Consider the following 22,655-nt stretch of genomic DNA (forward strand, 5'->3'; position numbering starts at 1 on the left):
AGTGAATGACCAAGTTGTCACCGGTCCCCAATAGGGTGGAGCGGCGACGGCGGAATCCCCTGCCAACTAGAGTGGATGGCGGGGGCCGCAACCCCCGGGCTTCATGGCAGGCTGACGGCGACAGTTGTCGCCTCCGGCGCCCAAGGTTGTACCGAGCACACAGCGGCGTCTGTTGCCAGAATGTCGGAGCAGGAGAGTGAGGGAGCGATGTTCGAGAGGTTCACCGACCGCGCGAGGCGTGTCGTTGTCCTGGCCCAAGAAGAGGCCCGGATGCTCAACCACAACTACATCGGCACCGAGCACATCCTGCTTGGGTTGATCCACGAGGGCGAGGGCGTGGCGGCGAAGTCGCTGGAGTCCCTTGGCATCTCGCTGGAGGGTGTGCGCAGCCAGGTCGAGGAGATCATCGGGCAGGGCCAGCAGGCGCCGTCCGGTCACATCCCCTTCACCCCGCGTGCGAAAAAGGTGCTGGAACTGAGTCTGCGCGAGGCGCTGCAGCTCGGTCACAACTACATCGGCACCGAGCACATCCTGCTCGGCCTCATCCGCGAGGGTGAGGGCGTCGCGGCCCAGGTGCTCGTCAAGCTGGGCGCCGACCTGAACCGGGTCCGTCAGCAGGTCATCCAGCTGCTGTCCGGGTACCAGGGCAAGGAGCCCGTCGAGGGCACCGGCTCGCGCGGTGAGGCGGGTACGCCGTCCACCTCGCTGGTGCTCGACCAGTTCGGTCGCAACCTCACGCAGGCGGCACTGGAAGGCAAGCTCGACCCCGTCATCGGCCGCTCGAAGGAAATCGAGCGCGTCATGCAGGTGCTGAGCCGCCGCACCAAGAACAACCCGGTGCTGATCGGCGAGCCCGGTGTCGGTAAGACCGCCGTCGTCGAGGGTCTGGCCCAGGCCATCGTCAACGGCGAGGTCCCCGAGACCCTCAAGGACAAGCAGCTCTACACCCTCGACCTGGGTTCCCTTGTCGCGGGCAGCCGCTACCGCGGTGACTTCGAAGAGCGCCTCAAGAAGGTGCTCAAGGAGATCAACACCCGCGGCGACATCATCCTGTTCATCGACGAGCTGCACACGCTCGTCGGCGCGGGTGCTGCCGAAGGCGCCATCGACGCGGCCTCGATCCTGAAGCCGAAGCTGGCCCGTGGCGAGCTGCAGACCATCGGTGCGACCACCCTCGACGAGTACCGCAAGTACATCGAGAAGGACGCCGCCCTGGAACGCCGTTTCCAGCCGGTGCAGGTGGGCGAGCCGACCGTCGAGCACACCATCAACATCCTCAAGGGTCTGCGCGACCGCTACGAGGCGCACCACCGGGTCTCCATCACCGATGGCGCTCTCGTGGCCGCCGCGACGCTGGCCGATCGCTACATCAACGACCGGTTCCTGCCGGACAAGGCGATCGACCTCATCGACGAGGCGGGCGCGCGCATGCGCATCCGCCGGATGACCGCGCCGCCGGACCTGCGCGAGTTCGACGACAAGATCGCCGATGCCCGTCGCGAGAAGGAAAGCGCGATCGACGCGCAGGACTTCGAGAAGGCCGCGCGCCTGCGCGACAAGGAGAAGCAGCTAGTCGCCAAGCGCGCCGAGCGGGAGAAGCAGTGGCGTTCGGGCGACCTGGACGTCGTGGCCGAGGTCGACGACGAGCAGATCGCGGAGGTGCTGGCCAACTGGACCGGTATCCCCGTCTTCAAGCTCACCGAGGAGGAGACCACCCGTCTGCTCCGCATGGAGGACGAGCTGCACAAGCGGATCATCGGCCAGGAGGATGCCGTCAAGGCCGTCTCCAAGGCGATCCGCCGCACTCGCGCCGGCCTGAAGGATCCGAAGCGTCCGTCCGGTTCGTTCATCTTCGCCGGTCCGTCCGGTGTCGGTAAGACCGAGCTGTCCAAGGCGCTGGCGAACTTCCTGTTCGGCGACGACGACGCGCTCATCCAGATCGACATGGGCGAGTTCCACGACCGCTTCACCGCCTCGCGCCTGTTCGGTGCCCCTCCCGGGTACGTGGGCTACGAGGAGGGCGGCCAGCTCACCGAGAAGGTGCGGCGCAAGCCGTTCTCGGTGGTCTTGTTCGACGAGATCGAGAAGGCGCACCAGGAGATCTACAACACCCTCCTGCAGGTGCTCGAGGACGGCCGTCTCACCGACGGTCAGGGTCGTACGGTCGACTTCAAGAACACCGTGCTGATCTTCACCTCGAACCTGGGCACCTCCGACATCTCGAAGGCCGTCGGCCTGGGCTTCACCCAGTCCAACGCCGAGGGCTCGAACTACGAGCGGATGAAGCTCAAGGTCAACGACGAGCTGAAGAAGCACTTCCGCCCCGAGTTCCTCAACCGCATCGACGACGTGATCGTCTTCCACCAGCTCACCAGCGAGCAGATCGTGCAGATGGTGGACCTGATGATCAACCGTGTCGCCAAGGCGCTGAAGAACAAGGACATGGCGATCGAGCTGACCGACCAGGCCAAGAGCCTGCTCGCTAAGCGCGGTTTCGACCCGGTCCTCGGTGCCCGTCCGCTGCGTCGCACGATCCAGCGCGAGATCGAGGACCAGCTGTCGGAGAAGATCCTCTTCGGCGAGATCGGTGCGGGCCAGACCATCACGGTCGACGTGGAGAACTGGGACGGCGAAGGCCAGGGCGAAGACGCCAAGTTCACCTTCACCGGCAAGACGAAGCTGACCAAGGCCCCCACGGGCGACGACAAGCCCGAGGTCGTCCTCACCGGAGCAGCCGAGGGCACCGCCCCCGACAACGCCGCCTCCGGCGAGTAACCAGCTGAACGAAAAGCCCACCTTCTGAACCCAGAAGGTGGGCTTTTTCGTTGCCGGATTCAGCCGAAGTGCTGCAGGAGCCCGGCGTCGTGCTCGGCCGCGTGCTGAAATACGGCGACCAGCTTGGTGTAGTACTCCCGGAGATAGCCGAGGCCGTCGTTTCGGGTATCGCCCCAGAGGTTGGGATAGACCTGAGCCTCGACCATGCGCACTCCGTTGTAGTGCTCGGCCAGCTTGCTGAACGGAGTCTTCGAGAGTATCTCCGCGGTGCGCGCCACCTCCTGTGCCGTCCAGCCGTTGTACTCGCCGATCGGTAGAGGGGTAGGCGTGAAGAACAGGTCGACACCGGTCCCCGCGGCCTCCAGCAGGTAGTTCAACCCGCCCCATGCTTTGTCGAGGTAGCCGCTCGGATCATCGGCGGAGGGCTCATATCCGGCAAGGAACTCCTCCGCGATGTCCTTGTGCCGCATCGCCATTTCCAGCTCGGCCGTACTCACCCTGCTGAACGACATAACTGCACCCACGTCAACTCCTCCTTGTGATCCCAGTGAACCCATTGCGAAGTTGGGAACGACGGCTTGGAGTTGTCTTGCCATCTCCTTTCGCGGGCTCGCGAGATCGGATCCTCGGCGACTGGGTCGACTGGCTGAATCCGGTTGATTTCTAAGGCTTTTCGTCGTGATGGCGTAGGTTTGCCGATGTGTTCAGGTGGGTAAATGCGCGCAACGTCGGATTGATCGCTGTCAGCGTCGTGGTGTCCGGTTGTGGCGCGGATGCTTCCGAAACGGCGACGCCGGTGCTTTCGGCTCCGGTGCCGTCGTCGAAAGCGCCGGTTGTCGATGGGGTATTGCCGATGGCGGCCGACAAGCAGGGGTGGCTCGATCCGGGGGCGCGGTGCGGTGACGGTGAGCGGCCGGTGTTGTTGATCGGTGCGCTGAAAGGCTCCGAGGAGAAGTTCGCGGTGTGCGAGCGCGGCGACGCATCCCGAATCCTGCGCGCCGCGGCGCCGACCCTGCGAACCCAGCCGTTCGAGGCGAGCTTTTTCACCTATACCGCCAACAGCCAGCAATACCGCAACGACGACGGTATGAAGCTCGACCTGTCCAAGAAGGTGGTAACGGTGACCGACGACCCGCAGAACCCCCGCTATATCGTCGGCCTTACAGTCGAGGCCTATTGGAGTGCGATCTACTGACCGCCGGCGGGGGCATCATTGGAATAGCGCAACGGCTTGGGAATTCTGTTCGGCGGCGAAGATGAAGAATGTGCGGAGGGCTTCGTAGTTTTCGCGGAGGAATTCTCGGCAGAAATCGGTGTCCCAGATTTCGGGGTAGACGTCGTCGGCGTCCATGGCTGCCGGGTCGAAATGTCGGTCGAGGGCGCTGTAGGGCGTGGCTGTGAGGGTGTGGGCGGCGGTGGTGATCTCGGCGGCTGTCCATATCTTGGTTGCGCCGTCGCCGGCCCAGGGGTCGAGGTCGCCGAAGAGGTCGAGGTCGATGTTCGCGGCCTCGAGTAGGTACCGCAGGCCGTCCCAGGCCTTGTCGATGTCGCCGGTCGGTTCGCCGGGGCGGTCGAGGTGGTCGATCAGGTCGAGGGCGGCTTCGGCATCGGCGGTGATGCGGGCGGCGTCGGCGTCGGAAATTCGGTGGAATGCGAGAACTGGGCCCATGGGGGCGAAGGTAGGAATGCGAACTTGGAGATACCTTTCGGGCCGCTTTTCATGGTCTCCGGGAGGTGAATTCGCGGCGTACCGTGGGTTGGGCCAGTCCATACGACACGGGGGTGTTCACGCACATGACTGATTCCGATCGCACGCTCATCGCTGTTCTGCTCGACCGGTCCGGTTCGATGCAGACGATCAAGGCCGATACCGAAGGTGGGTTGGCCGCGTATTTTGAGCAGCAGCGGGAGGTGCCGAAGCGGATCGAGGTGACCTTGGCGCAGTTCGACACCGCCTACGAGGTGGTCTATTCGAATGTGCCGCTGGATCAGGTGCCCGCGCCGAATCTGCTGCCGCGTGGTGGGACCGCGCTGTACGACGCCGTCGGCAAACTCGTCACCAGCGTCGGCGAGGAACTCGCGGCCCGCCCCGAGCACGAGCGGCCCGGCACGGTGATCGTCGTCGTCCTCACCGACGGCCACGAGAACTCCAGCCGCGAATGGACGCACGCGGCGGTCAAATCCCTCATCACCCAGCAGCAGGAGGTCTACAACTGGACCTTCGTCTTCCTCGGCGCCAACATGGACGCCGTCGAAGTAGGCTCCAACCTCGGCTTCGACCCCGGCTCCTCCATCACCTACGCCCCCGTCGCAGGCGGCGTCCGCGGCGCCTTCGACGCCCTCTCGGCCTACTCGGTCCGAGCCCAGGCCGCCCCCGCCGGAATGGCCCGTCGCGCCCACTTCTCCGAGGACGAACGCCGCCGAGCGGGCAAGGACACCTGACCTTACGCCGCGTCGACTTTCTCGAATCGAGCGACAAACCGCACCTCGAGCGCATGTGCCAGCCGTTCGAGCATGCCGATTGTGGGTGTCCCTCCACCGGATTCCAGGCGTGAGACTTCAGGCTGCCGCAGCCCGGCACGTTCAGCCAGCTGCGTCTGCGTCAGCCCGAGCTCGATGCGTCGTTCTCGGATGGCTTCGGCCAGCTCGATCGCCAGGATCGCCTCCGCCCGTCCGGCCTGGTACTCACGTGCGTCGAAGCCGGGACCGGTCAATCGCTCGCGGCGCATATCGTCCATGGAAGGGTGCTCGGTCATGGGTTACCTCCTGTCGAAATCTGTGTGGGCAAAGCCGTGTTCCGATTCACACACTTTGCGCAAGGCCTTGGCTCGTGCGACCTCATCGGTCTCCCGCATACGAGTCTTGCGGAAAACTGTCAGCAGCACGATGCGACGACCCGGAGCGAGCCAGTAAGTGATGCGCATTTCCCGGGGATGGAGGTGGAAGCGAAGTTCGCGTACCCCGCCCCCGAGGTTGCGCGACCAGGGTTCACCCAATGTGGTCGCCCGCTCGGCAAGCATGCCCACATACACGTCTACCTGGGCGAACTCGCGGGTAGTCAGTGAGCGGAGCCACTGGGCAACCTCAGGCTCGAGTTCCACCAGGTACAGGTGCATAGGATTCATCTTATATAGGATGAATCCTATAATCCAGCAGTGTAGGTCTACTGCCAGCCGGGGCGGACGAGGCCGGATTCGTAGGCGAGGACTACTAGTTGGGTGCGGTCGCGGGCGGCGAGTTTGGTGAGGATGCGGCTCACGTGGGTGCGGGCGGTGGCGGGGCTGAGGTAGAGGCGGGCGGCGATTTCGGCGTTGGTGAGGCCCTCGGCTACCAGGGTGAGGACCTCGCGTTCGCGGTCGGTGAGATCGGCGAAGGCGGGTGGGGGTGGTTGTTTGGCGTGGGTGGCGAATTCGGTGAGCAGGCGGCGGGTGACGCTGGGGGAAAGGAGGGCGTCGCCCGCGGCGACGACCCGGACGGCGCGGAGCAGGTCGGCGGGTTCGGTGTGTTTCACCAGGAAACCCGCGGCACCGGCGCGGATCGCCTCGAAGACGTATTCGTCGATTTCGAAGGTGGTGAGCACGACGACGCGCACGTCGGCGAGCCGCGCGTCGTCGGCGATCATGCGGGTGGCGGCCAGCCCGTCGAGGACGGGCATGCGGATGTCCATCAGCACCACGTCGGGAGTCAGGGCGCGCGTCATCCGCACGGCTTGTTCGCCGTTCTCGGCCTCGCCGACCACCTCGATGTCGTCCTGGGCATCGAGCAGCGCGACGAATCCACCGCGTACGAGGGCCTGATCGTCGGCTACGAGCAACCGAACCGGCCGTGGATCGGGCGCACTCATCCCTGTGTCCCTGATGCCTTGTCCCCGTTCGCGACCACCTCGGCACCCGCCGGTCGCGCGGGCAACCGGGCCGCCACCCGGAACCCACCGGAGGGCCGAGGTCCGGCGGTGAGCGCGCCACCGAGCGCATGGGCCCGTTCCCGCATGCCGATGATCCCGTTTCCGCCGATCCCGCTGCGCACCGCGGCCTCAGTGGGGCGGGTGTTGTCGACGGTGATGTCGACCGTTTCGGGCGTGTAGCGCAGGGTGATCATCGCCGTGGACCCCGGCGCGTGGCGCACCACATTGGTCAGCGATTCCTGGATGATCCTGGCGGCGGCCACGTCGATCACGCTCGGCAGCTTCTTGGGGGTGCCGATGACCTTGGTATCGACGGGCAGACCGGTCGCCCTGGTTCGTTGCAACAGGGTGTCGAGGTCGTCGAGCGTCGGTGCAGGTGCGCGCGGAGCGGGTGCCGGGACCGGCTCGGCCGCAGAGGTTTCGGGGTACTCGGGGGCGACGGGTGCGCCGCTGCGGATCGCGTGCAGCAGTGTGTGCACCTCGGTCAGTGCTTCTTTTGAGGTGGTCTTGATCGTGGCCAGCGCGGCGGCGGCCTGCTGTGGTTTGCGGTCGAACAGTTCCAGCGCCACCGAGGACTGCACATTGATCAGCGAAAGGCTGTGTGCCAGTACATCATGCAACTCGCGGGCGATGGCGAGCCGTTCCTCCGACGCGGCCCGCGCCTGCTGTGCCTGTTCGTCGCGTTGCGCCGCCTCGGCCCGCTCCCGGCGCGCGAGCACCACCGTGCGCCGCTGACGGATTCCCTCGGCGATCCCAACCAGCACACCCAGCCAGGCCAGCAGGCCGAAAACCTGCCAGGCGTCGACATCGCGGCCGAGCAGGGCGGGCAGCGGCCACACCATCGTCAGATAGCCCACGACGACCAACGGGTAAGTGCGCCAGCGTGATCCGTGTACTGCAGCCGTGAGGAACGCGATGATGAGGGAAAGGAAGATCGGCCCGTACCCGTAGTCGCGCAGCACGTAGGACACGGCGGCGAGCAGGGCCACCACCAGCACCGGCTCGGGGAGCAACCGACGGAAGCCGAGCGCGATCGGCCCGGCCAGCAGCAACAGGTACGCGAACGCGTCGAGCGAACGCACCCCGGTCTGCTGCGCGTTCGCCCCGGAACTGCCTGCCAGCTGCACTATCGCGACCACCACCGCCAGCCCCCAGTCCCGGACGGCCGCGTCACGCTCCCACTTCGCTCCCACCCACGCAACCCTATTGCGTCACCCGGGCAGAAGCGTCGGCCTACGCGCGTATTTTTCCCGCGGCCCCGCGTACATCGCGCGACGTAGGTCCGATCGAGCCGCGCGACGGATGTGCGGGCACCCCTTCGGCGCGGATCGTCTTTCGCATGAACGAATCAATCGTGGTCACCACCGGGCTGACCAAACGCTATGGCGAACACCTCGCGGTCGACGCGGTGAGTATGCGGGTCAGGACCGGGGAGATCTACGGTTTCCTCGGCCCCAACGGCGCGGGCAAGACGACGACCCTGCGCATGCTGACCGGCCTCGTCCGGCCGAGCGCGGGCACCGCGACGGTCCACGGCAGCGCCCCCGGCGACCCGGAGGTGCTGCGCCGGGTCGGGGTGCTGATCGAGGGCCCGGGTTTCTACCCGTACCTGTCGGGTCGCGACAACCTGCGCGTTCTCGCCCGCTATCGCGGACTCGGCGACCGCGAGGTCACTCAGGCGCTGGCCCGCGTCGACCTCACCACCCGCGCCGACGACCGCTTCCGCACCTATTCCCTCGGCATGAAGCAGCGCCTCGGTGTCGGCGCGGCCCTGCTCGGCGATCCCGATCTGCTCGTCCTCGACGAGCCGACCAACGGTCTCGACCCGGCCGGACTGGCCGAAATGCGTTCGCTCATCGTCGATCTCGCGGCAGACGGCCACACCGTGCTGCTGTCGAGTCACCAGCTCGCCGAGGTGCAGGAAATCTGCCACCGGGTCGGGGTGATCTCCGGTGGACGTCTGCTCGCCGAATCGACGGTCGCCGAATTGCGCGGCACCGCATCGCTGCTCGTCCGCGCCGAACCGGCGGACGTAGCCGTCGAGGCGGTCCGAACGCTGTCCGACGCGCCGGTGCGGGCGAGCGCCGAGGGCATCCGGATAGAGACCACGGCCGCGATGGCGCCTGCTGTGGCGCGAGCTGTCGTGCAGGCGGGTGCGGACCTGCTCGAACTGCGCGTCGATGAGAAATCCCTGGAAGAAGTCTTCTTCGAGCTGACGGAGGTCGCGAAATGACCAGCACCACAAGAGATCTCACGGCCAGTATCAGGGCGGAGGGTCTGCGTCTTCGGCGCTGGCCCGCCTTCTGGATCGTGCTCGGCACATGGATCCTGCTGAATCTGACCTTCGCCTACCTGCTCAACTACCTGGCCTACCGCTCCGGGGAGAGCGGTTCCATGGCCGACGGCTTGCCGCGCGACGTGCTGCTCGGCCAGCTCGTGCCGGCCGCCGTGCCCGAAATATTCACCCAGGGTATGGCCATGTTCGGCGGTGCGCTGATGCTTGTTCTCGGTGCGCTGGCGGTGGGCAGTGGGTACGGCTGGGGGACGTGGAAGACCGTGTTCACCCAGGGGCCGGGCCGGGTCGATGCGGTCGGTGGGCTGCTGCTGAGTCTGCTGGTGACAGTGGTAGTCCTGGTGTGTGCCGCGTTCGTCGTCGACCTCGGTGTCGCATCGCTCATCGCGGTGACGGAAGGTCAGCCGGTCACGCTGCCGGCACTCGACCGATCCCTTCTCGGAATCCTTACCGGCACAGCCATTCTGAGTATGTGGACCGCAGCAGGCGCCTTCATCGGCGCCGTGGCCCGCGGCCCCGCTCTCGCTGTCGGGCTCGGCCTGATCTGGGTTCTCGTCGTCGAGAACCTGCTGCGCGGGGTCTCGGGGATATTCGGCCCCATCGAAGCGGTCACCGACCTCCTCCCCGGCACCGCCGCGGGTTCACTGGCAGGGGCGATGCGCACGGTGGACGGCCCGGCTACACCGGGTGTCCTCGACATCCTGACCCGCGGCGATTCCCTCGCCGTCCTCGCGGCCTACGTGACGATCTTCGCGACGGGAACCATCTGGCTCACCGCCCGCCGCGACCTCACCTGACCCCGATTCACGACCACCCGGCCGGATTCGACGCCGTCTCCCTGGAGATTCCCGAATTCCGGTCGGGGAAGGTCCCGAACCGGTCGTTGTGCAGGTGGGCGAAGAAATAGCCCATCTGCCCACATTCGCCGTGGGATCGCACGGCCCCCGGATCGGCCACAGCCGCGCGGTAGTACTCGTGACCCAGCGCGACGATGAAGCCGCGGCGATAAAGGAACCCGTCGTCGGAGCCACCGACCACCGCGTGGATATCGGCACGGTCGATGTCGTAGAGCGCGCGCTCGACCACGCGGTCCAGCGCGGTGAGCTCCTCGCTGGTGAAACCAGCACTGAGCACACGTAATTCGGCGAGGAACTCGTCGAGTCGCTCCTCGGTTCGTGGCTCGCCGCAGGCACCCCAGGCGGATTCGATCATGGCCCAGAACCGGTCGATTTCGGCGTCGGTAGGAAGTGTCCTCACCCGCGCGACGGTAGCCGTAGCCACCGACACATCGCGCCTACCCGGCGCCGAGCAGCCGGTGAGCGAGGACCGACAGACCTGCGGTGATCTGCTCCGGGGACAGGCCGCGTTCGCGCTGCTGAAGGTAGACCTCGGCCGCCACGGGGGCCAGGACGGTATCGATCAGCGAATCAGGCTGGGGGATACCGGCTTCGACGAGCAGGGCCCGGACGTGCAGCGCCCAGAAACCGTAGGCACCGGTGGCGAAGCGGGCCCCGCCGGTCTCGGCGCCGAGTACCAGATGGGCATGGGCGCTGAGCAATTCGATCATGGCGGCATAGAACGCGGCGAGCCGCTCGGCGGGGGGAGCGCCGGGGCCGAGTGGGGGTTCGCCGCGGAGGAGCTGTTCCTGGATGGCGCGTTCGTGTTCGTCGAGCAGGGCGACGGCGATGGCGTTGCGGTCGGGGTAGCGGCGGTAGAGGGTGCCCCGGCCGACGCCCGCGGCCTTGGCGATGTCGTCCATGGTGACGGTGCGCGGGTCGCGGGTGGCGAAGAGGTCGGCCGCCGCGGCGAGCACTTTGGCGCGGTTGCGGGCGGCGTCGGTGCGTTCGGGTGGTGGTGCCGTGCCGGTGAGCAGGTCGGATCGAGGCTCCATGGGATCGACTCTAACCGAGAAACGTAAATGTGGACAAGATGTCCACTTGTGTTCTACCGTTGGCGTAAGCGGACACAACGTCCGGTTATCGAAAGGTTGGACCATGACCCACCTGCTGCACCTCGACGCCAGCGCCAGGACCAATTCCCTCAGCCGCACGCTCGGCGCGGAATTCGTGCGGGCCTGGCGTGCGGCAGCCCCCGAGGGCGACTACACCTACCGCGACCTCGCCACCGACCCCGCACCGTTCATCGACGAGGGCTGGACCGAGCTGTGCGATGCCGTCCTCGCGGCGGGCAGCACGGACCTCGATCGCCTGCCGGACCTCGCCGTCACCCCCGCCGCCCGCGCCGCGTGGCGCACCGTCGAACCCCTGCTCGCGCAGTTGCTTGCCGCCGACGTGATCCTCATCGGCACCCCGATGTACAACTACTCGATCCCCGCCACACTCAAGGCCTGGCTCGATCAGGTGACCTTCCCGCGTATGTCGCTGGGCCACAGGCGCTTCGTCGTCGTCTCCGCACGCGGCGGCGCCTACTCGCCCGGCGCGCCGAAGGCCGCCTTCGACTATCAGGAGCGCTACCTGCGCGACTTCTTCGCGGGCCATTACGCCGTCACCGACACCGTTTTCGTCAATGCCGAACTGGCCAACGCGGTCTCGGACCCCAACCTCGCCCACCTGCGTACCGAGCACGAGGCCTCGCTCGACACCGCCATCGCCGAAGTGCGCCTGCTCGCAAAGGATTACACGCGATGAACTGGGTACTGCTCGGCGTGGCCGGCCTGGTCGAAATCGCCTGGTCGCAGACCATCAAACCCACCGAGAACTTCACCAGACTCGGCCCGACCCTGCTGTGCATCGCGCTCGGCTCGCTGGCGGTCTACCTGCTCTCGCGCGCCATGCAGACCCTTCCGGTCGGCACGGCGTACGCGGTGTTCACCGGGATCGGCGCACTCGGGGCGATCGGTCTCGGCGTGCTCGTGCACAAGGACCCGCTCAGCGCGGGCCGGGTCTTCGCCCTGACGCTGATTCTCGGTGGCATCGTGCTCGCGCGCGTCACCAACCCCGAGTGACGCTGCGGCACACCCGATGCGGGCTCGGTGGGCAGTTGACCGGTAGGGTCGGCTGATGGACCAGCCAGTTCGCCCCCCGGACCTGTCCACTCGGCCCCACGAGCTCACCGTCGAGCGAGTCATGAAGGCCCAGCCGAGCCTGCTGTACGCGGCTTGGACCCAAGGCCTCGACCTGTGGCTGGCCGTCCCCGGATCGGTGCTGATGCGACCCGCCGTGAACGAGCCCCTCTATTTCGACACCGGCTCGGACGAGAAACGCAACCCGCACTACGGCCGCATCCTCACGCTCGAAGCGAACCGCCGCATCGAGTTCACCTGGGTCACCGCCGCGACCGAAGGGGTGGAGACCGTGGTCGCCGCCGAGTTCCTGAAACAACCACGCGGCATCAGGTTGCGGCTGCGGCACTCCGGTTTCCCCACCGCCGCCATCCGTGACCTGCATCAGCAGGTGTGGCCGGAGAAGCTGGAACGCCTCGACGAAGTGACGAGTATCCCGGTCTGAGCTCACGTAGGTTCGGTATCGAACACACACTCCGGCTAACGAAAGGAACGTGATGGCGACTCGTAGCGCACGCACACTCTGGGCAGGCGGGCTGCAGGACGGCTCCGGGCAGGTCGAGCTGGTCAGCTCCGGCGTCGGCAAGTACGACGTGACCTTCCCCCGCCGCGCGGCCGACAACGCCGAGGGCACCAGCCCCGAAGAGCTCGTCGCGGCCGCGCATTCGTCGTGCTACTCGATGGCGCTCTCGGCCGAGATCGCCAACGTCGGCGGCACGCCGGAGAGCCTCGACGTCACCGCCGACGTGACCCTCGGCCCCGACCCGGCGGGCGGTTTCCGGATCAGCAAGATCAAGCTGACCGTGCGCGCCGTCGCCTCGGGGATCGACGCCGAGGGCTTCTACACCGCGGCGACCGCGGCCAAGAACGGCTGCCCGGTGAGCAAGGCGCTCGCCGGTGTCGCCGAGGTGGAACTGGACGCCGAACTCATCTGAACACTCACCGCTGGGTGAACCAGCGGTGCGCCGCCGGGGTGTACATCGCCGGAATCGCGATCACCACCGCGAGGATGTGCACCGCCCGGCAGGCGACGAGGACAGCCGAATCGGGCGCGAGCCCACCGAACAGGGCGCCGAAGTCGTCGGTGGACAGCAGCACCGCCAGCGGTTCGATGATGAGCGAGACCAACCCGATCATCCCGATACCGACGGTGAGCAGGGCGCGCGATACCCGGCTGCCGTTGGCCATGTGCATCGCGACCCCGAGCACCACCAGGTAGATGGCCAGCCGGGGGAGCAGACCCGTTGCGGTGGCGCCGAATTCGGTCCCACCGCGCACGGCACGCAGCAGTCCCTCGGCGACCCCGGCGGCCAGCGCGGTGACCAGCCCGGCGAAGGCCACGCGCACCGCGCCCGGGCGGGCGACGGAAACAGAGAAGGCAGTGTCGGTCATGATGCCGACACTGCCCTCTCGCGGTACTCACGAGGATCACCCCGAGGTAGCGACCTCGCGTGCTACCGGAGTGCTACGCGCGCTTGACCATTCGGTGAGCGCGGCGAACGCCAGTCCCAAAGCAGCCCACAGGGTGGCGGTTTCGGCCAGCGACGCCACCCGGAACTGCCACAGCAGCGTCGCCGGGAAATCGTCGGACACCTCGTTCACGCCCGGCAGCAGCACGTAACCGACCGTGGTGACCAGCACGAACGCGGCTACCGCGGCAACGAGCCGGAACGAGTCGAGCTGCCCGGCAAGCGCGCGATAGGCCGCGACGGCCGCCGCGACCGCGAGCAGGCCGAGCACGACGACGGCCACCCACAGCCAGGTGCGCTGATCGATGGTTTCCGGGTCGCCGACCGCCGGTGGATTGGCCGGGTATTTGAAGAACGGCACCGCGGCGATCGCCACCCACGCGAGACCCGCTGCGGTCAGCGACAATCGGGGCCCGCTCAGCGTGGTGAAACGGCGAGCCACATTCACCACCGCGGCGAAGATCGCTCCGAACGCCATCCCGGCCAGGGCGAGCGCGAGGAACTGACCCGCCTGCTGCCCCGACCGGCTGACCAGCGGTTCTTCGTCGTGCGCCTGGTCCTCGACCGCCCCGTGCGAATGCCCGCCGGACCCGGCCTCCTCGATGGCGATCGCCGCCTCGATATGGGGTTCGCCGACGAAATAGCCCACTGTCGCGGCCAGCAGACCGGCGATCAGACCGGCCAGCAGACCACGTAACAGCAGGGTTTTGAAGGATCCGGTCAGTGGCACGGGACACCGAGCAGGTGACGTCCGTCGTGCATCAGCTCGTGCAGGAACATCCCGCTCCGCGAGACGGCCCCCTGATCGAAACCGACCAGGTACAGCGTGAGCAGTGCAAGAAGAACGACACCGGCCGTGACCAGCACGGTTGCCAGGGTGTCGAGGCCGGTAGACCGGCTGGGTGAATGTGCGACAGCCATTCGGGTCCTCCTCCGGGATGCGCGTCCCGCGATCGAAGCGATAGGCGAGGGTGCCGATGTCTGGCTGTCCGCACCGGAATCCGGCACGGAATACAGTGGCGCGACCGCTCCGGAATCTCACCGGATTACCGCGCACCCTCGCGTAATTTCCCTCGAACTGTGACAGCCGCTGCCAGCGCGCGTCAATACATCCAGGGGAAACGCCCCGATCAGGACTTCGCGGGCACGTCCAGCACGACCTCGAATTCGAGCAGCGACGCACCGGTCGACACCGGCTTGGGTCGCTCGCCGTCGGCACCGTGACCGGCGTGCGCCGCGCGGGCCGGGCCGTCGCGCCACGCGGCGAACGACTCCTCCGAATCCCACTGCGTCACCACGAAGTACCGGTTGTCACCGGCCACCGGGCGCAGCAACTGGAAGCCGAGGAACCCGGGGGAGTTCTCCACCGCGTGGGCACGCGCGGCGAACCGCTTCTCCAGCTCCGGGCCCGCGCCCTCGGGAATCTCGATCGCATTGATCTTCACAACAGCCATGAGCTCAGTCTATGGCGGTCGACGCCAGGCCGGTCAGTCCAGATCAAGGTGGCTGAAAGCGATGCTCGAGCTGGCACAATCGGCTGGGTGTTGTACGACGAAGGTGGGGTCGGGGTGCCGATTCTGCTGTTGCACGGGCTGATGGGAAGTGCGCGCACCTGGTCGGATCAGGTGCCGTGGTTGCGTGAGTCGGGGCATATATACACCTTCGATGCCGCAGGTCACGGCCGTGTTCCGCCTGCGGATCTCACCACCGAGGCGTTCGTCGCCGACCTGGCCGCGCACACGGCGGCGATCACCGAACCGATGATCGTGATCGGGCACTCGATGGGTGCGCTGCACGGGTGGGTGTTCGCGGCGACCCATCCCGAGCGGGTCCGCGCGATCGTCGTCGAGGACATCGCCCCGGATTTCACCGGCCGTACCGCCGCGCACTGGGCCGAACTCATCCACTCCTGGCCGCAACCCTTCCCCGACGAGCAGGCCGTGCTCGACTATTTCGGGCCGGTGGCCGGGCGGTACTTCCTGCGGGCGTTCACCGAGTCGGGCGGCTACCGGCTGCACGGCGAGGTCGACACCTTCCGCGCGATCTCCGAGGAATGGGGAACGCGCGACTTCTGGGACGAATGGAAGTCGCTGCGCGTGCCCGCCTTGCTCGTCGAAGGCGAGCACACCATCACCCCGGCGGGGCAGATGCGGACGATGGCCGAGGTGCATCCGGACGCGGAGTACGTGCGAGTCCTCGGGGCCGGGCACCTGATTCACGATGAGCGGCCCGAGGAATATCGCGCGCACGTCGAACGGTTTCTGGCGCGGTTCTGAGTGTCGGGTTTGTCGAACGATTCCGGCACGGTTCCGATCGGCACGCCCGCGGCTGGTCGAACGGTTTCTGGCACGGTTACGAGCGGCACGCCTGCGCCTGGTCGAACAGCTCCGCCGCGGGACCGGAGGTCAGGCTCCCTCGCCGGCCAGGGCGAACAGGCCGTCCTCGGTCTGCTCGACGAGGCCGTCGACCAGCAGGGAATCCAGGGCGCGGGCGCGCTGACCCGGGTCGCGCGTCCAGGCCATGTCCAGCCGCACCCGCTCGACCGGCCCCGACGCATCACGCAACACGTCGAGCAGCCTGCCACGCGCCTGTCGATCGGTGCCCTCGTACTTCTGCACCTTGCGCACCACCTCGGCCGCCGGCCTGCCCGCGTCGACCCAGGCGCAGCGCGGCAGCGGGCAGTTGCCGCAGTCGGGGTTGCGGGCCGTGCAGACCAGCGCACCCAGTTCCATCAGCGCCGCGGAGAACTTCGCGGCCCGTGGCACCGAGGTGGGCAGCAGCGCCTCGGTTTCGGCGAGATCGCGCGAGGACGGATTACCGGGTTCACGGCCGTGCACCGCTCGCGCCACCACGCGGCGAACGTTGGTGTCCACCACCGGAACTCGCTGCCCGTACGCGAAACACGCCACCGCGCGCGCGGTGTAGGCGCCGATACCCGGCAGGCTCAGCAGGACATCGACATCGGCCGGAACCACGTCACCGTGCTCGGCGGCCAGCACCCGCGCGCACTCGTGCAACCGCAGTGCCCGGCGCGGATAACCGAGCTTGCCCCACGCCCGCAGCACCTCGGCCTGTGACGACGCCGCCATCGCCGAGGGCACCGGCCAGCGCGCCACCCACTCCCGCCAGATCGGCTCCACCCGGACCACGGGTGTCTGCTGCAGCATGATCTCGCTCATCAGGATGTGCCAGGCGGTCGCCTCCGGCCGCCGCCACGGCAGGTCGCGCGCCCGCTCGGTGAACCAATCCAGCAGGACCTCGGCGTCGATACTCACTGTTTCCGTTCCATCTCTGCCAGGCCGACTTTGCCGAGGCGTAACAGCGCAGACTCGCTGGTAACCGATAGCGTGTGCACAATGGTCGGTATGCCTGGTTCTAATCCGATAAGTGCCTGGAAGTCGCTGCGCGAGGGTAACGAGCGCTTCGTCAACGACACTCTGCTGCATCCTAGCCAGGGCGCCGCAGACCGGGCCAAGCTCGTGAACGGACAGCGACCGCACGCCATCCTCTTCGGCTGCGGCGATTCACGCGTAGCCGCCGAACTGATCTTCGACCAGGGCCTCGGCGACATGTTCGTGGTGCGTACCGCGGGTCACGTCGTCGACTCCTCGGTGCTCGGCTCGATCGAATACGGCGTCGAGGTGCTCAATGTGCCGCTGATCGTGGTCCTCGGCCACGACAGCTGCGGCGCGGTGAAGGCCACGATCGACGCGCTCGACGGCGGCGCCGTCCCCGGCGGCTTCATCCGCAGCGTGGTCGAGAAGGTGACCCCCTCGATCCTGCTCGGCCGCCGCGAAGGGCTCACGACGGTCGACGAACTCGAGGCCCGGCACGTGGTGGAGACCAGCAAGCTGCTCATGGAACGCTCGATGATCGTCTCCCAGCGCGTCGCCACAGGTCAGTGCGCCATCGCGAGCGTCACCTACCAGTTGTCGGACGGTCGCGCGCACCTGCGCCGGGTGGTCGGCAATATCGGCGAGACGGTCTGAATCGGGCGGTACGCGCCCGACACGCCGAGGTCATCGAGCGCGCCCTCGCGCGCTGCGCTTACCTTTGAAGCGTGCTGGAACCGAATGGACCGCTGCCACCGGAGATCTACTGGCGTCGTCGCGCGCTCGCGATCGGCGTCATCATCGTCGCGCTCGCGATCGTGGTCTGGCTGGTCACGATGGTGGCGCGCGGTGGTGATTCGTCCGGTTCGGGCGCGGCCGCGTCCTCGACGACGGTCGCGAGCACGTCCCAGGTCAGCAGTGCGACCAGTAGCGCGGCGGCAACCAGCTCGGTGACCAGCACGTCGGCGGCGGCGTCATCGACCACATCCGCCGCGCCCGAGCCCGCGGCCCAGCCGTGTAGCGATCAGTCGCTGGCGCTGAAGGTGACGGTCAACCAGCCGACCTACCGGGTGGGTGACCAGCCGGGCTTCGGCACCGTCATCACCAACATCTCCACGGCCGCGTGCTCGCGCGATCTCGGCGCGGGCCCGCAGTTCCTCGTCTACACCCTCGACGGGCAGCGCAGGCTGTGGGCGAGCAACGACTGCACCCCGGACGGGCCGCCGGAGGTGAAGACCCTGAAGGCGGGCGAACAGCTGTCGTACAAGGGCACCTGGTTCGGTACGACCTCCCAGCCGCAATGCGCGGGGGAGCGCTTGCCGGTCCCGGCGGGCGCGTACATGGTTGTCGCACAACTCGGTTCCATCCGCAGCGCGGCCGAACCGTTCAACCTGGCCGACTGAATACCGTCCGACCGGGCATTATGCGGATGCGCTGTAAATCACATGTCCAAGATGGCTGATTTGCAGAATTCGCAGGACGAGCGGCCGTGTCAACCGCTGTTACGGCTGAAATGCCGAATTCGACCGGAAAGCGCGGTTTGCCGGAGTTATTCCACGGCCACCGTCTCGCGGGGTGCCCGGGATTTGCGGAGTTCGGCCAAACGCAGCGCCGAACGCAGGTCGCCGACCTCGTGGATGCGCATCGAACCGACCTTGGCCTTCTCCGAACCCGGCGGTACCAGGGCGGTGGTGAAGCCCAATCGCTCGGCCTCGGCCAGGCGCCGACCGAGCCCGGTGATCTTGCGGACCTCGCCCGCCAGGCCGACCTCACCGAGGATGACCCAGCCCGCGGGCAGGGCGATATCGGCCTCGGCGCTGGCGATGGCCAGGGCGATGGCGAGGTCGGCGGTCGGCTCGACCAGGCGCATGCCGCCGACGGTCGCCGCGTACACGTCGTGTTTGCCGAGGAACACCCGTCCACGGCTCTGTAGCACCGCGAGCACCATGGCAACCCGGTTGTAGTCCAGGCCGCTCACCGCGCGACGCGGCTGGGGGATCTCGGTCTTCACCGTGAGCCCCTGCACCTCCGCGACCAGCGGACGTTTGCCGTCCATCGCGACCGTCACCGCTGTGCCTGGGACGGCATCGGTGCGGTGGTGCAGGAACAAGCCGGACGGATCGTCGACGCAGGCGATGCCGTCCTCGTGCAGTTCGAAACAGCCAACTTCGTCGGCGCTGCCGAAGCGGTTCTTGATGCCGCGCACCATGCGCAGTGAGGAGTTCTTGTCGCCCTCGAACTGCAGCACCACGTCCACCAGGTGCTCGAGCGTGCGCGGACCGGCCACATTGCCGTCCTTGGTGACGTGTCCGACCAGCAGCACGGCGATCCCGCTCGCCTTGGCAAGCGAGGTGAGCGCCGCCGTCACCGCGCGTACCTGGGTGACACCGCCGATCACGCCGTCGACCTCGGGGGCGAGCATCGTCTGCACCGAGTCGACGACCAGCAGCGTCGGACGCACCTGCTCCACGTGCCCGAGCACGATCGACAGATCCGATTCGGCCGCGAGATACACCCGGTCGTGCACGGCGCCGGTCCGGTCGGCACGCAGGCGCACCTGACCGGCCGACTCCTCCGCCGTCACATACAGCGCGGTCTCGTCGCGCTGGGCGGCCCACCGGAACGCGACCTCGAGCAGCAGGGTCGACTTGCCGACGCCCGGTTCACCCGACAGCAGCACCACCGATCCCGGCACCACCCCACCGCCGAGCACCCGGTCGAGCTCGCTCACCCCCGTCGACCTGGCCTGGGTGACCTTCGCGTCGATCTGCGACAGCGGCGCCGCCGCCGTGCTCGGCAGCATGGCCCTGCGCCCCGGCGCCGCCGCGGAGGCCGAGACCGCCACCTCGTTCACGGTGCCCCACGCACCGCAATCAGGACATTTGCCAACCCATTTCGACACCTCGTGCGAACACGAGGTGCAACGGAAAACAGCTTTGGTCTTGGCCACACGCGCACCCTACGGACCGGGTCCGACAACAAGAAAAGCCGCCGCGACAGTTCGCGACGGCTTTTCTCGACAACTGGTCTCAGTGACCGCCGCCCGCGCCCTCGGGCGCCGGGCCGGACTTCTCGTTCTCGACGCGCTCGGACGTGGCGGCGTCGACCGGAACGGCCACCTGCACGGTGCCCGCGTCCTTGAAGTTGAAGGTGACCGTGTAGGTGAGGCCGGGGGTGATGTTCTCCGTGAGGCCGGTGATCTCGATGCTCGCCTGCTCGGCGGCGGCATCGCTGGCGCTCGAGTTACCGCCACCCGGTGCCGTGGTCGGCGCCGCGGTGGTGGTGGGCGCGGCCGTGGTGGTGCCGTGGTGATCGCCGGTCTCGGCCGCGGCGGTGACGCTCGGCGGGCCGACCAGCACGGTCTCCTGCGGCTGCAGCTCGAACTTGCCGCCGGCCGGGCCGGTGATCTTGATCGGGCCGAGGTCGGTGCTCACGCTGGTGAGCTCGTCGGTGACGGTCTCGCTGCCGTTGATGATCGACAGGGCGAGGACGGCCTTGCCGCCCTTCTGGTGCTCCGACGCCGCCTCGGGGTACACGATGTGCACGTTGCGCAGGGAGATGTCGCCGACATCGGCGTGGTTGCCGTTGATCGCGGCGGCCTGCGACGAGGTCTGGGTGTGCTGGCCGGCACTGCAGCCGGTCAGGGCGATGCCCGCGGCAGCGGCGAGCGCGGCAACCGTCACCATGCGACGTCGCGCCGACGGGGCGGTCACAGCTTTCAGGGCAGTCACGGTTTGTCCTCCATGTCGACCGGGCTCACTCCGTTCCACACGGGACCGGAGGGTAGTAACTAGGCAGCGTAGTAGTTCGCTTCGCGCGCGTGGCGTCGGGGCTCGCGACGCGCGGGTCCGGAAGTAACAGTTCGGTGTCCCGGACGTGGTTGCCACGTCGATGCCCGACGGCCGAAGTGCGAATACCGGTCGTTGTGCTGGTGGTTAACCTGTTCTGGCGCAACACAATGCACAACAATTCTTGATTGTCAACCCCTGGGATGTCCTCGTTGTGGCCCTGACCTGCACAGTTGATCGCGCCGTTACCGAGTCGCATGTTAAACTGTGAACATCGAAAGGGGCACGGGACACATGATTTTTAAGGTCGGAGACACCGTCGTTTACCCCCACCACGGAGCGGCGCTGATCGAAGCAATCGAGACCCGCACCATCAAGGGTGTGCAGAAAGAGTATCTGGTCCTGAAGGTCGCGCAAGGCGACCTGACCGTTCGCGTTCCCGCAGAAAACGCCGAATACGTCGGCGTGCGCGACGTCGTCGGCCAGGAAGGTCTCGACCGCGTCTTCCAGGTGCTACGCGCGCCACACACGGAGGAGCCGACCAACTGGTCCCGCCGTTACAAGGCCAACCTCGAGAAGCTCGCCTCCGGCGACGTGAACAAGGTGGCCGAGGTCGTCCGCGACCTGTGGCGTCGTGAGCAGGATCGCGGCCTGTCCGCCGGTGAGAAGCGGATGCTGGCCAAGGCGCGTCAGATCCTCGTCGGTGAGCTTGCGCTCGCCGAGGGCACCGACGACGGCAAGGCCGAATCGCTGCTCGACGAGGTCCTCGCCGCGGCCTCGTAGTGTGCGACCTGTCGTAGCACTGGTTCCTGCCGCCGGTCGTGGCGTGCGCCTGGGTGAACCCACCCCGAAGGCGTTCGTCCCGGTCGGCGGTATACCTATGGTCCGGCTGGCCGTCGATGGGCTGATCGCGTCCGGTGCTGTGCACCGGGTGGTCGTGGTCGTGCCCGCCGAAATGGTCGACGCCGCGTCCGCCTTGCTGTCCACCACTTCGCTGACCGGCGGTTCGATGCCCCCTGTGCCGGTGCAGGTCGTCGTCGGCGGCGCCGAGCGCACGGATTCGGTGCGCGCGGGCATCGCGGCCGCACCCGACGCCGGGTACTACCTCGTGCACGACGCCGCCCGTGCGCTCACCCCGCCCGAGCTCATCGCGCGCGTCGCCACCGAACTACAGGCAGGCAGCCCGGCCGTCGTGCCCGCCCTGCCCGTCGTCGACACCGTGAAATCGGTCGACGACGCGGGCGTCGTCACCGGCACACCCGACCGCGCCCGCCTGCGCGCCATCCAGACTCCCCAGGGCTTCGACGCCGAGCTGCTGCGCCGCGCCTACGCCACCGACGTCGGCGCGACCGACGACGCGGGCCTGGTCGAACGCCTCGGCGTCGCCGTGCACACCGTCGCGGGCGACCCGCTGGCCTTCAAGATCACCACGCCACTCGACCTGACCCTCGCCGAAGCCGTCCTCTCGGTCGGCGGCTCCGCACAGCTCGGTCACTCCGCCGTCCGGACCGAGGTCGCTGGATGAGAGTCGGCATCGGGAGCGACGTACACCCCATCGAACCCGGTCGTCCTTGCTGGATGGCCGGTCTGCTGTTTCCCGACGCCGACGGCTGCGCGGGCCACTCCGACGGTGATGTCGCGGTGCACGCCCTGTGCGACGCACTGCTCTCCGCCGCCGGCCTGGGCGACGTGGGCGCCGTCTTCGGCGTCGGCCGCCCCGAATGGGCCGGAGTCACCGGCGCCGCCATGCTCACCGAAGTCCGCAGACTCCTCGCCGACGACGGCTATTCCGTCGTCAATGCCGCCGTGCAGGTCATCGGCAATCGCCCGAAGATCGGCCCGCGCCGCGCCGAAGCGCAAAAAGTACTCGGCGAATTACTCGACGCACCGGTTTCGGTATCCGGGACCACCACCGACGGGCTCGGATTGACCGGGCGCGGTGAGGGTGTCGCCGCCATCGCGACCTGTCTGCTGGAGTGTTCGCAGCCCTGACGGGCCACCCCACCCGACCGCCCCACCGTCGCCGCCCGGAATCGCGGCGAGCCACGAACCGGCCGGTCAACCCCACTCTC

At 67.6% G+C, this 22,655-nt stretch carries 31 protein-coding genes; 15 read left to right on the forward strand and 16 right to left on the reverse strand.

Annotation, left to right across the window (positions count from 1 at the left end):
• The first annotated feature begins 207 nt into the window (after positions 1–207).
• Positions 208–2,775, forward strand: a complete 2,568-nt coding sequence (locus tag NCO8_RS16225; RefSeq protein ID WP_067640563.1) for an ATP-dependent Clp protease ATP-binding subunit — start codon at positions 208–210, stop codon at positions 2,773–2,775.
• Between the two features lie 59 nt (positions 2,776–2,834).
• Here NCO8_RS16225 and NCO8_RS16230 read toward each other — a convergent pair whose 3' ends face one another.
• Together NCO8_RS16230 and NCO8_RS31380 are read right to left on the reverse strand one after the other, a co-directional pair.
• Positions 2,835–3,299, reverse strand: a complete 465-nt coding sequence (locus tag NCO8_RS16230; RefSeq protein ID WP_167353293.1) for a YfbM family protein — start codon at positions 3,297–3,299, stop codon at positions 2,835–2,837.
• 139 nt (positions 3,300–3,438) lie between these two features.
• Positions 3,439–3,642 (reverse strand): hypothetical protein, encoded by a 204-nt coding sequence (locus NCO8_RS31380; protein WP_157104942.1) that lies wholly within the window; start codon positions 3,640–3,642, stop codon positions 3,439–3,441.
• On the opposite strand from NCO8_RS31380, the gene NCO8_RS16235 reads away from it, so the two are divergent.
• Positions 3,629–3,970, forward strand: coding sequence for a hypothetical protein (locus NCO8_RS16235; protein ID WP_067640566.1), 342 nt, complete (start codon positions 3,629–3,631; stop codon positions 3,968–3,970). The genes NCO8_RS31380 and NCO8_RS16235 overlap by 14 nt on opposite strands.
• A 15-nt stretch (positions 3,971–3,985) precedes the next feature.
• On the opposite strand, the gene NCO8_RS16240 is transcribed toward NCO8_RS16235, so the two are convergent.
• The gene (locus NCO8_RS16240; protein ID WP_067640569.1) at positions 3,986–4,444 is read right to left on the reverse strand and encodes a DUF1877 family protein; all 459 of its coding nucleotides are present in this window, start codon (positions 4,442–4,444) and stop codon (positions 3,986–3,988) included.
• A gap of 125 nt (positions 4,445–4,569) precedes the next feature.
• Here NCO8_RS16240 and NCO8_RS16245 point away from each other — a divergent pair, with 125 nt between their 5' ends.
• Positions 4,570–5,217: a vWA domain-containing protein gene (locus NCO8_RS16245; protein ID WP_084457230.1), complete on the forward strand. Its 648-nt coding sequence runs from the start codon at positions 4,570–4,572 to the stop codon at positions 5,215–5,217.
• Between the two features lie 2 nt (positions 5,218–5,219).
• Here the strand turns inward: NCO8_RS16245 and NCO8_RS16250 are convergent, their stop codons facing one another.
• The 4 genes from NCO8_RS16250 to NCO8_RS16265 are packed head-to-tail and all read right to left on the reverse strand — an operon-like array spanning position 5,220 to position 7,872.
• Positions 5,220–5,531 carry a helix-turn-helix domain-containing protein gene (locus tag NCO8_RS16250; protein WP_067640571.1) on the reverse strand — a complete coding sequence of 104 codons (312 nt, stop codon included), beginning with the start codon at positions 5,529–5,531 and terminating at the stop codon, positions 5,220–5,222.
• A 3-nt stretch (positions 5,532–5,534) separates the two neighbouring features.
• Positions 5,535–5,891 carry a type II toxin-antitoxin system RelE/ParE family toxin gene (locus NCO8_RS16255; protein ID WP_067640573.1) on the reverse strand — a complete coding sequence of 119 codons (357 nt, stop codon included), beginning with the start codon at positions 5,889–5,891 and terminating at the stop codon, positions 5,535–5,537.
• A 47-nt stretch (positions 5,892–5,938) separates the two neighbouring features.
• Complete coding sequence (locus tag NCO8_RS16260) at positions 5,939–6,619, reverse strand: response regulator (protein WP_067640575.1); 681 nt, start codon at positions 6,617–6,619, stop codon at positions 5,939–5,941.
• Complete coding sequence (locus tag NCO8_RS16265) at positions 6,616–7,872, reverse strand: sensor histidine kinase (protein WP_067640577.1); 1,257 nt, start codon at positions 7,870–7,872, stop codon at positions 6,616–6,618. The genes NCO8_RS16260 and NCO8_RS16265 overlap by 4 nt, the downstream gene beginning before the upstream one ends.
• A gap of 146 nt (positions 7,873–8,018) precedes the next feature.
• On the opposite strand from NCO8_RS16265, the gene NCO8_RS16270 reads away from it, so the two are divergent.
• Both NCO8_RS16270 and NCO8_RS16275 read left to right on the forward strand, forming a co-directional pair.
• On the forward strand, positions 8,019–8,912 hold the full coding sequence (locus NCO8_RS16270) for an ABC transporter ATP-binding protein (protein WP_067640579.1): 894 nt from the start codon (positions 8,019–8,021) through the stop codon (positions 8,910–8,912).
• Positions 8,909–9,769, forward strand: coding sequence for an ABC transporter permease subunit (locus tag NCO8_RS16275; RefSeq protein WP_067640581.1), 861 nt, complete (start codon positions 8,909–8,911; stop codon positions 9,767–9,769). The genes NCO8_RS16270 and NCO8_RS16275 overlap by 4 nt, the downstream gene beginning before the upstream one ends.
• A 7-nt stretch (positions 9,770–9,776) precedes the next feature.
• Here the strand turns inward: NCO8_RS16275 and NCO8_RS16280 are convergent, their stop codons facing one another.
• The gene (locus NCO8_RS16280; protein ID WP_067640583.1) at positions 9,777–10,229 is read right to left on the reverse strand and encodes a DUF4240 domain-containing protein; all 453 of its coding nucleotides are present in this window, start codon (positions 10,227–10,229) and stop codon (positions 9,777–9,779) included.
• 37 nt (positions 10,230–10,266) lie between these two features.
• Positions 10,267–10,863 carry a TetR/AcrR family transcriptional regulator gene (locus tag NCO8_RS16285; RefSeq protein WP_067640585.1) on the reverse strand — a complete coding sequence of 199 codons (597 nt, stop codon included), beginning with the start codon at positions 10,861–10,863 and terminating at the stop codon, positions 10,267–10,269.
• Between the two features lie 103 nt (positions 10,864–10,966).
• On the opposite strand from NCO8_RS16285, the gene NCO8_RS16290 reads away from it, so the two are divergent.
• Genes NCO8_RS16290 through NCO8_RS16305 form a run of 4 tightly spaced genes read left to right on the forward strand, consistent with a single transcriptional unit; the run spans position 10,967 to position 12,929 of the window.
• Positions 10,967–11,620, forward strand: coding sequence for an FMN-dependent NADH-azoreductase (locus NCO8_RS16290; protein WP_067640587.1), 654 nt, complete (start codon positions 10,967–10,969; stop codon positions 11,618–11,620).
• Positions 11,617–11,937 (forward strand): DMT family transporter, encoded by a 321-nt coding sequence (locus NCO8_RS16295; protein ID WP_067640589.1) that lies wholly within the window; start codon positions 11,617–11,619, stop codon positions 11,935–11,937. Before NCO8_RS16290 ends, NCO8_RS16295 begins: the two co-directional genes overlap by 4 nt.
• 55 nt (positions 11,938–11,992) lie before the next feature.
• Complete coding sequence (locus NCO8_RS16300; protein WP_067640591.1) at positions 11,993–12,439, forward strand: SRPBCC family protein; 447 nt, start codon at positions 11,993–11,995, stop codon at positions 12,437–12,439.
• A 52-nt stretch (positions 12,440–12,491) separates the two neighbouring features.
• A complete protein-coding gene (locus NCO8_RS16305; RefSeq protein WP_067640593.1) occupies positions 12,492–12,929 on the forward strand; it encodes an OsmC family peroxiredoxin in 438 nt (145 codons plus the stop codon).
• 4 nt (positions 12,930–12,933) lie between these two features.
• Here NCO8_RS16305 and NCO8_RS16310 read toward each other — a convergent pair whose 3' ends face one another.
• From NCO8_RS16310 to NCO8_RS16325, 4 genes are all read right to left on the reverse strand, one after another.
• Positions 12,934–13,386: a hypothetical protein gene (locus NCO8_RS16310; RefSeq protein ID WP_067495672.1), complete on the reverse strand. Its 453-nt coding sequence runs from the start codon at positions 13,384–13,386 to the stop codon at positions 12,934–12,936.
• Between the two features lie 36 nt (positions 13,387–13,422).
• Positions 13,423–14,193, reverse strand: a complete 771-nt coding sequence (locus tag NCO8_RS16315; RefSeq protein ID WP_067640596.1) for a CbtA family protein — start codon at positions 14,191–14,193, stop codon at positions 13,423–13,425.
• A complete protein-coding gene (locus NCO8_RS16320) occupies positions 14,184–14,384 on the reverse strand; it encodes a CbtB domain-containing protein (RefSeq protein WP_067640598.1) in 201 nt (66 codons plus the stop codon). The genes NCO8_RS16315 and NCO8_RS16320 overlap by 10 nt, the downstream gene beginning before the upstream one ends.
• Before the next feature lie 209 nt (positions 14,385–14,593).
• Positions 14,594–14,917, reverse strand: a complete 324-nt coding sequence (locus NCO8_RS16325; protein WP_067495664.1) for an antibiotic biosynthesis monooxygenase family protein — start codon at positions 14,915–14,917, stop codon at positions 14,594–14,596.
• A gap of 87 nt (positions 14,918–15,004) precedes the next feature.
• On the opposite strand from NCO8_RS16325, the gene NCO8_RS16330 reads away from it, so the two are divergent.
• Positions 15,005–15,739: an alpha/beta fold hydrolase gene (locus NCO8_RS16330; protein ID WP_067640600.1), complete on the forward strand. Its 735-nt coding sequence runs from the start codon at positions 15,005–15,007 to the stop codon at positions 15,737–15,739.
• 129 nt (positions 15,740–15,868) lie between these two features.
• Here the strand turns inward: NCO8_RS16330 and NCO8_RS16335 are convergent, their stop codons facing one another.
• On the reverse strand, positions 15,869–16,738 hold the full coding sequence (locus NCO8_RS16335) for an iron-sulfur binding domain-containing protein (protein WP_067640602.1): 870 nt from the start codon (positions 16,736–16,738) through the stop codon (positions 15,869–15,871).
• A 90-nt stretch (positions 16,739–16,828) separates the two neighbouring features.
• Between NCO8_RS16335 and NCO8_RS16340 the strand changes: the two genes are divergently transcribed.
• The gene (locus tag NCO8_RS16340) at positions 16,829–17,452 is read left to right on the forward strand and encodes a carbonic anhydrase (protein WP_067640836.1); all 624 of its coding nucleotides are present in this window, start codon (positions 16,829–16,831) and stop codon (positions 17,450–17,452) included.
• A gap of 71 nt (positions 17,453–17,523) precedes the next feature.
• Complete coding sequence (locus tag NCO8_RS16345; protein ID WP_067640604.1) at positions 17,524–18,198, forward strand: hypothetical protein; 675 nt, start codon at positions 17,524–17,526, stop codon at positions 18,196–18,198.
• A gap of 146 nt (positions 18,199–18,344) precedes the next feature.
• Here NCO8_RS16345 and radA read toward each other — a convergent pair whose 3' ends face one another.
• Positions 18,345–19,745 carry a DNA repair protein RadA gene (gene radA, locus NCO8_RS16350; protein ID WP_084457233.1) on the reverse strand — a complete coding sequence of 467 codons (1,401 nt, stop codon included), beginning with the start codon at positions 19,743–19,745 and terminating at the stop codon, positions 18,345–18,347.
• Positions 19,746–19,824: 79 nt separating this feature from the next.
• Positions 19,825–20,526 carry a copper chaperone PCu(A)C domain-containing protein gene (locus NCO8_RS16355; protein ID WP_245655392.1) on the reverse strand — a complete coding sequence of 234 codons (702 nt, stop codon included), beginning with the start codon at positions 20,524–20,526 and terminating at the stop codon, positions 19,825–19,827.
• Between the two features lie 351 nt (positions 20,527–20,877).
• Between NCO8_RS16355 and carD the strand changes: the two genes are divergently transcribed.
• Genes carD through ispF form a run of 3 tightly spaced genes read left to right on the forward strand, consistent with a single transcriptional unit; the run spans position 20,878 to position 22,575 of the window.
• Positions 20,878–21,366: an RNA polymerase-binding transcription factor CarD gene (gene carD, locus NCO8_RS16360; protein WP_019044685.1), complete on the forward strand. Its 489-nt coding sequence runs from the start codon at positions 20,878–20,880 to the stop codon at positions 21,364–21,366.
• A 1-nt stretch (position 21,367) separates the two neighbouring features.
• Positions 21,368–22,108 (forward strand): 2-C-methyl-D-erythritol 4-phosphate cytidylyltransferase, encoded by a 741-nt coding sequence (gene ispD / locus NCO8_RS16365; protein WP_084457234.1) that lies wholly within the window; start codon positions 21,368–21,370, stop codon positions 22,106–22,108.
• Positions 22,105–22,575, forward strand: a complete 471-nt coding sequence (ispF, locus tag NCO8_RS16370) for a 2-C-methyl-D-erythritol 2,4-cyclodiphosphate synthase (protein WP_067640611.1) — start codon at positions 22,105–22,107, stop codon at positions 22,573–22,575. The genes ispD and ispF overlap by 4 nt, the downstream gene beginning before the upstream one ends.
• Positions 22,576–22,655: the final 80 nt, after the last annotated feature.

It is taken from the genome of Nocardia coubleae NBRC 108252 (assembly GCF_001612805.1).
GTDB classification, from domain to species: Bacteria; Actinomycetota; Actinomycetes; order Mycobacteriales; family Mycobacteriaceae; genus Nocardia; species Nocardia coubleae.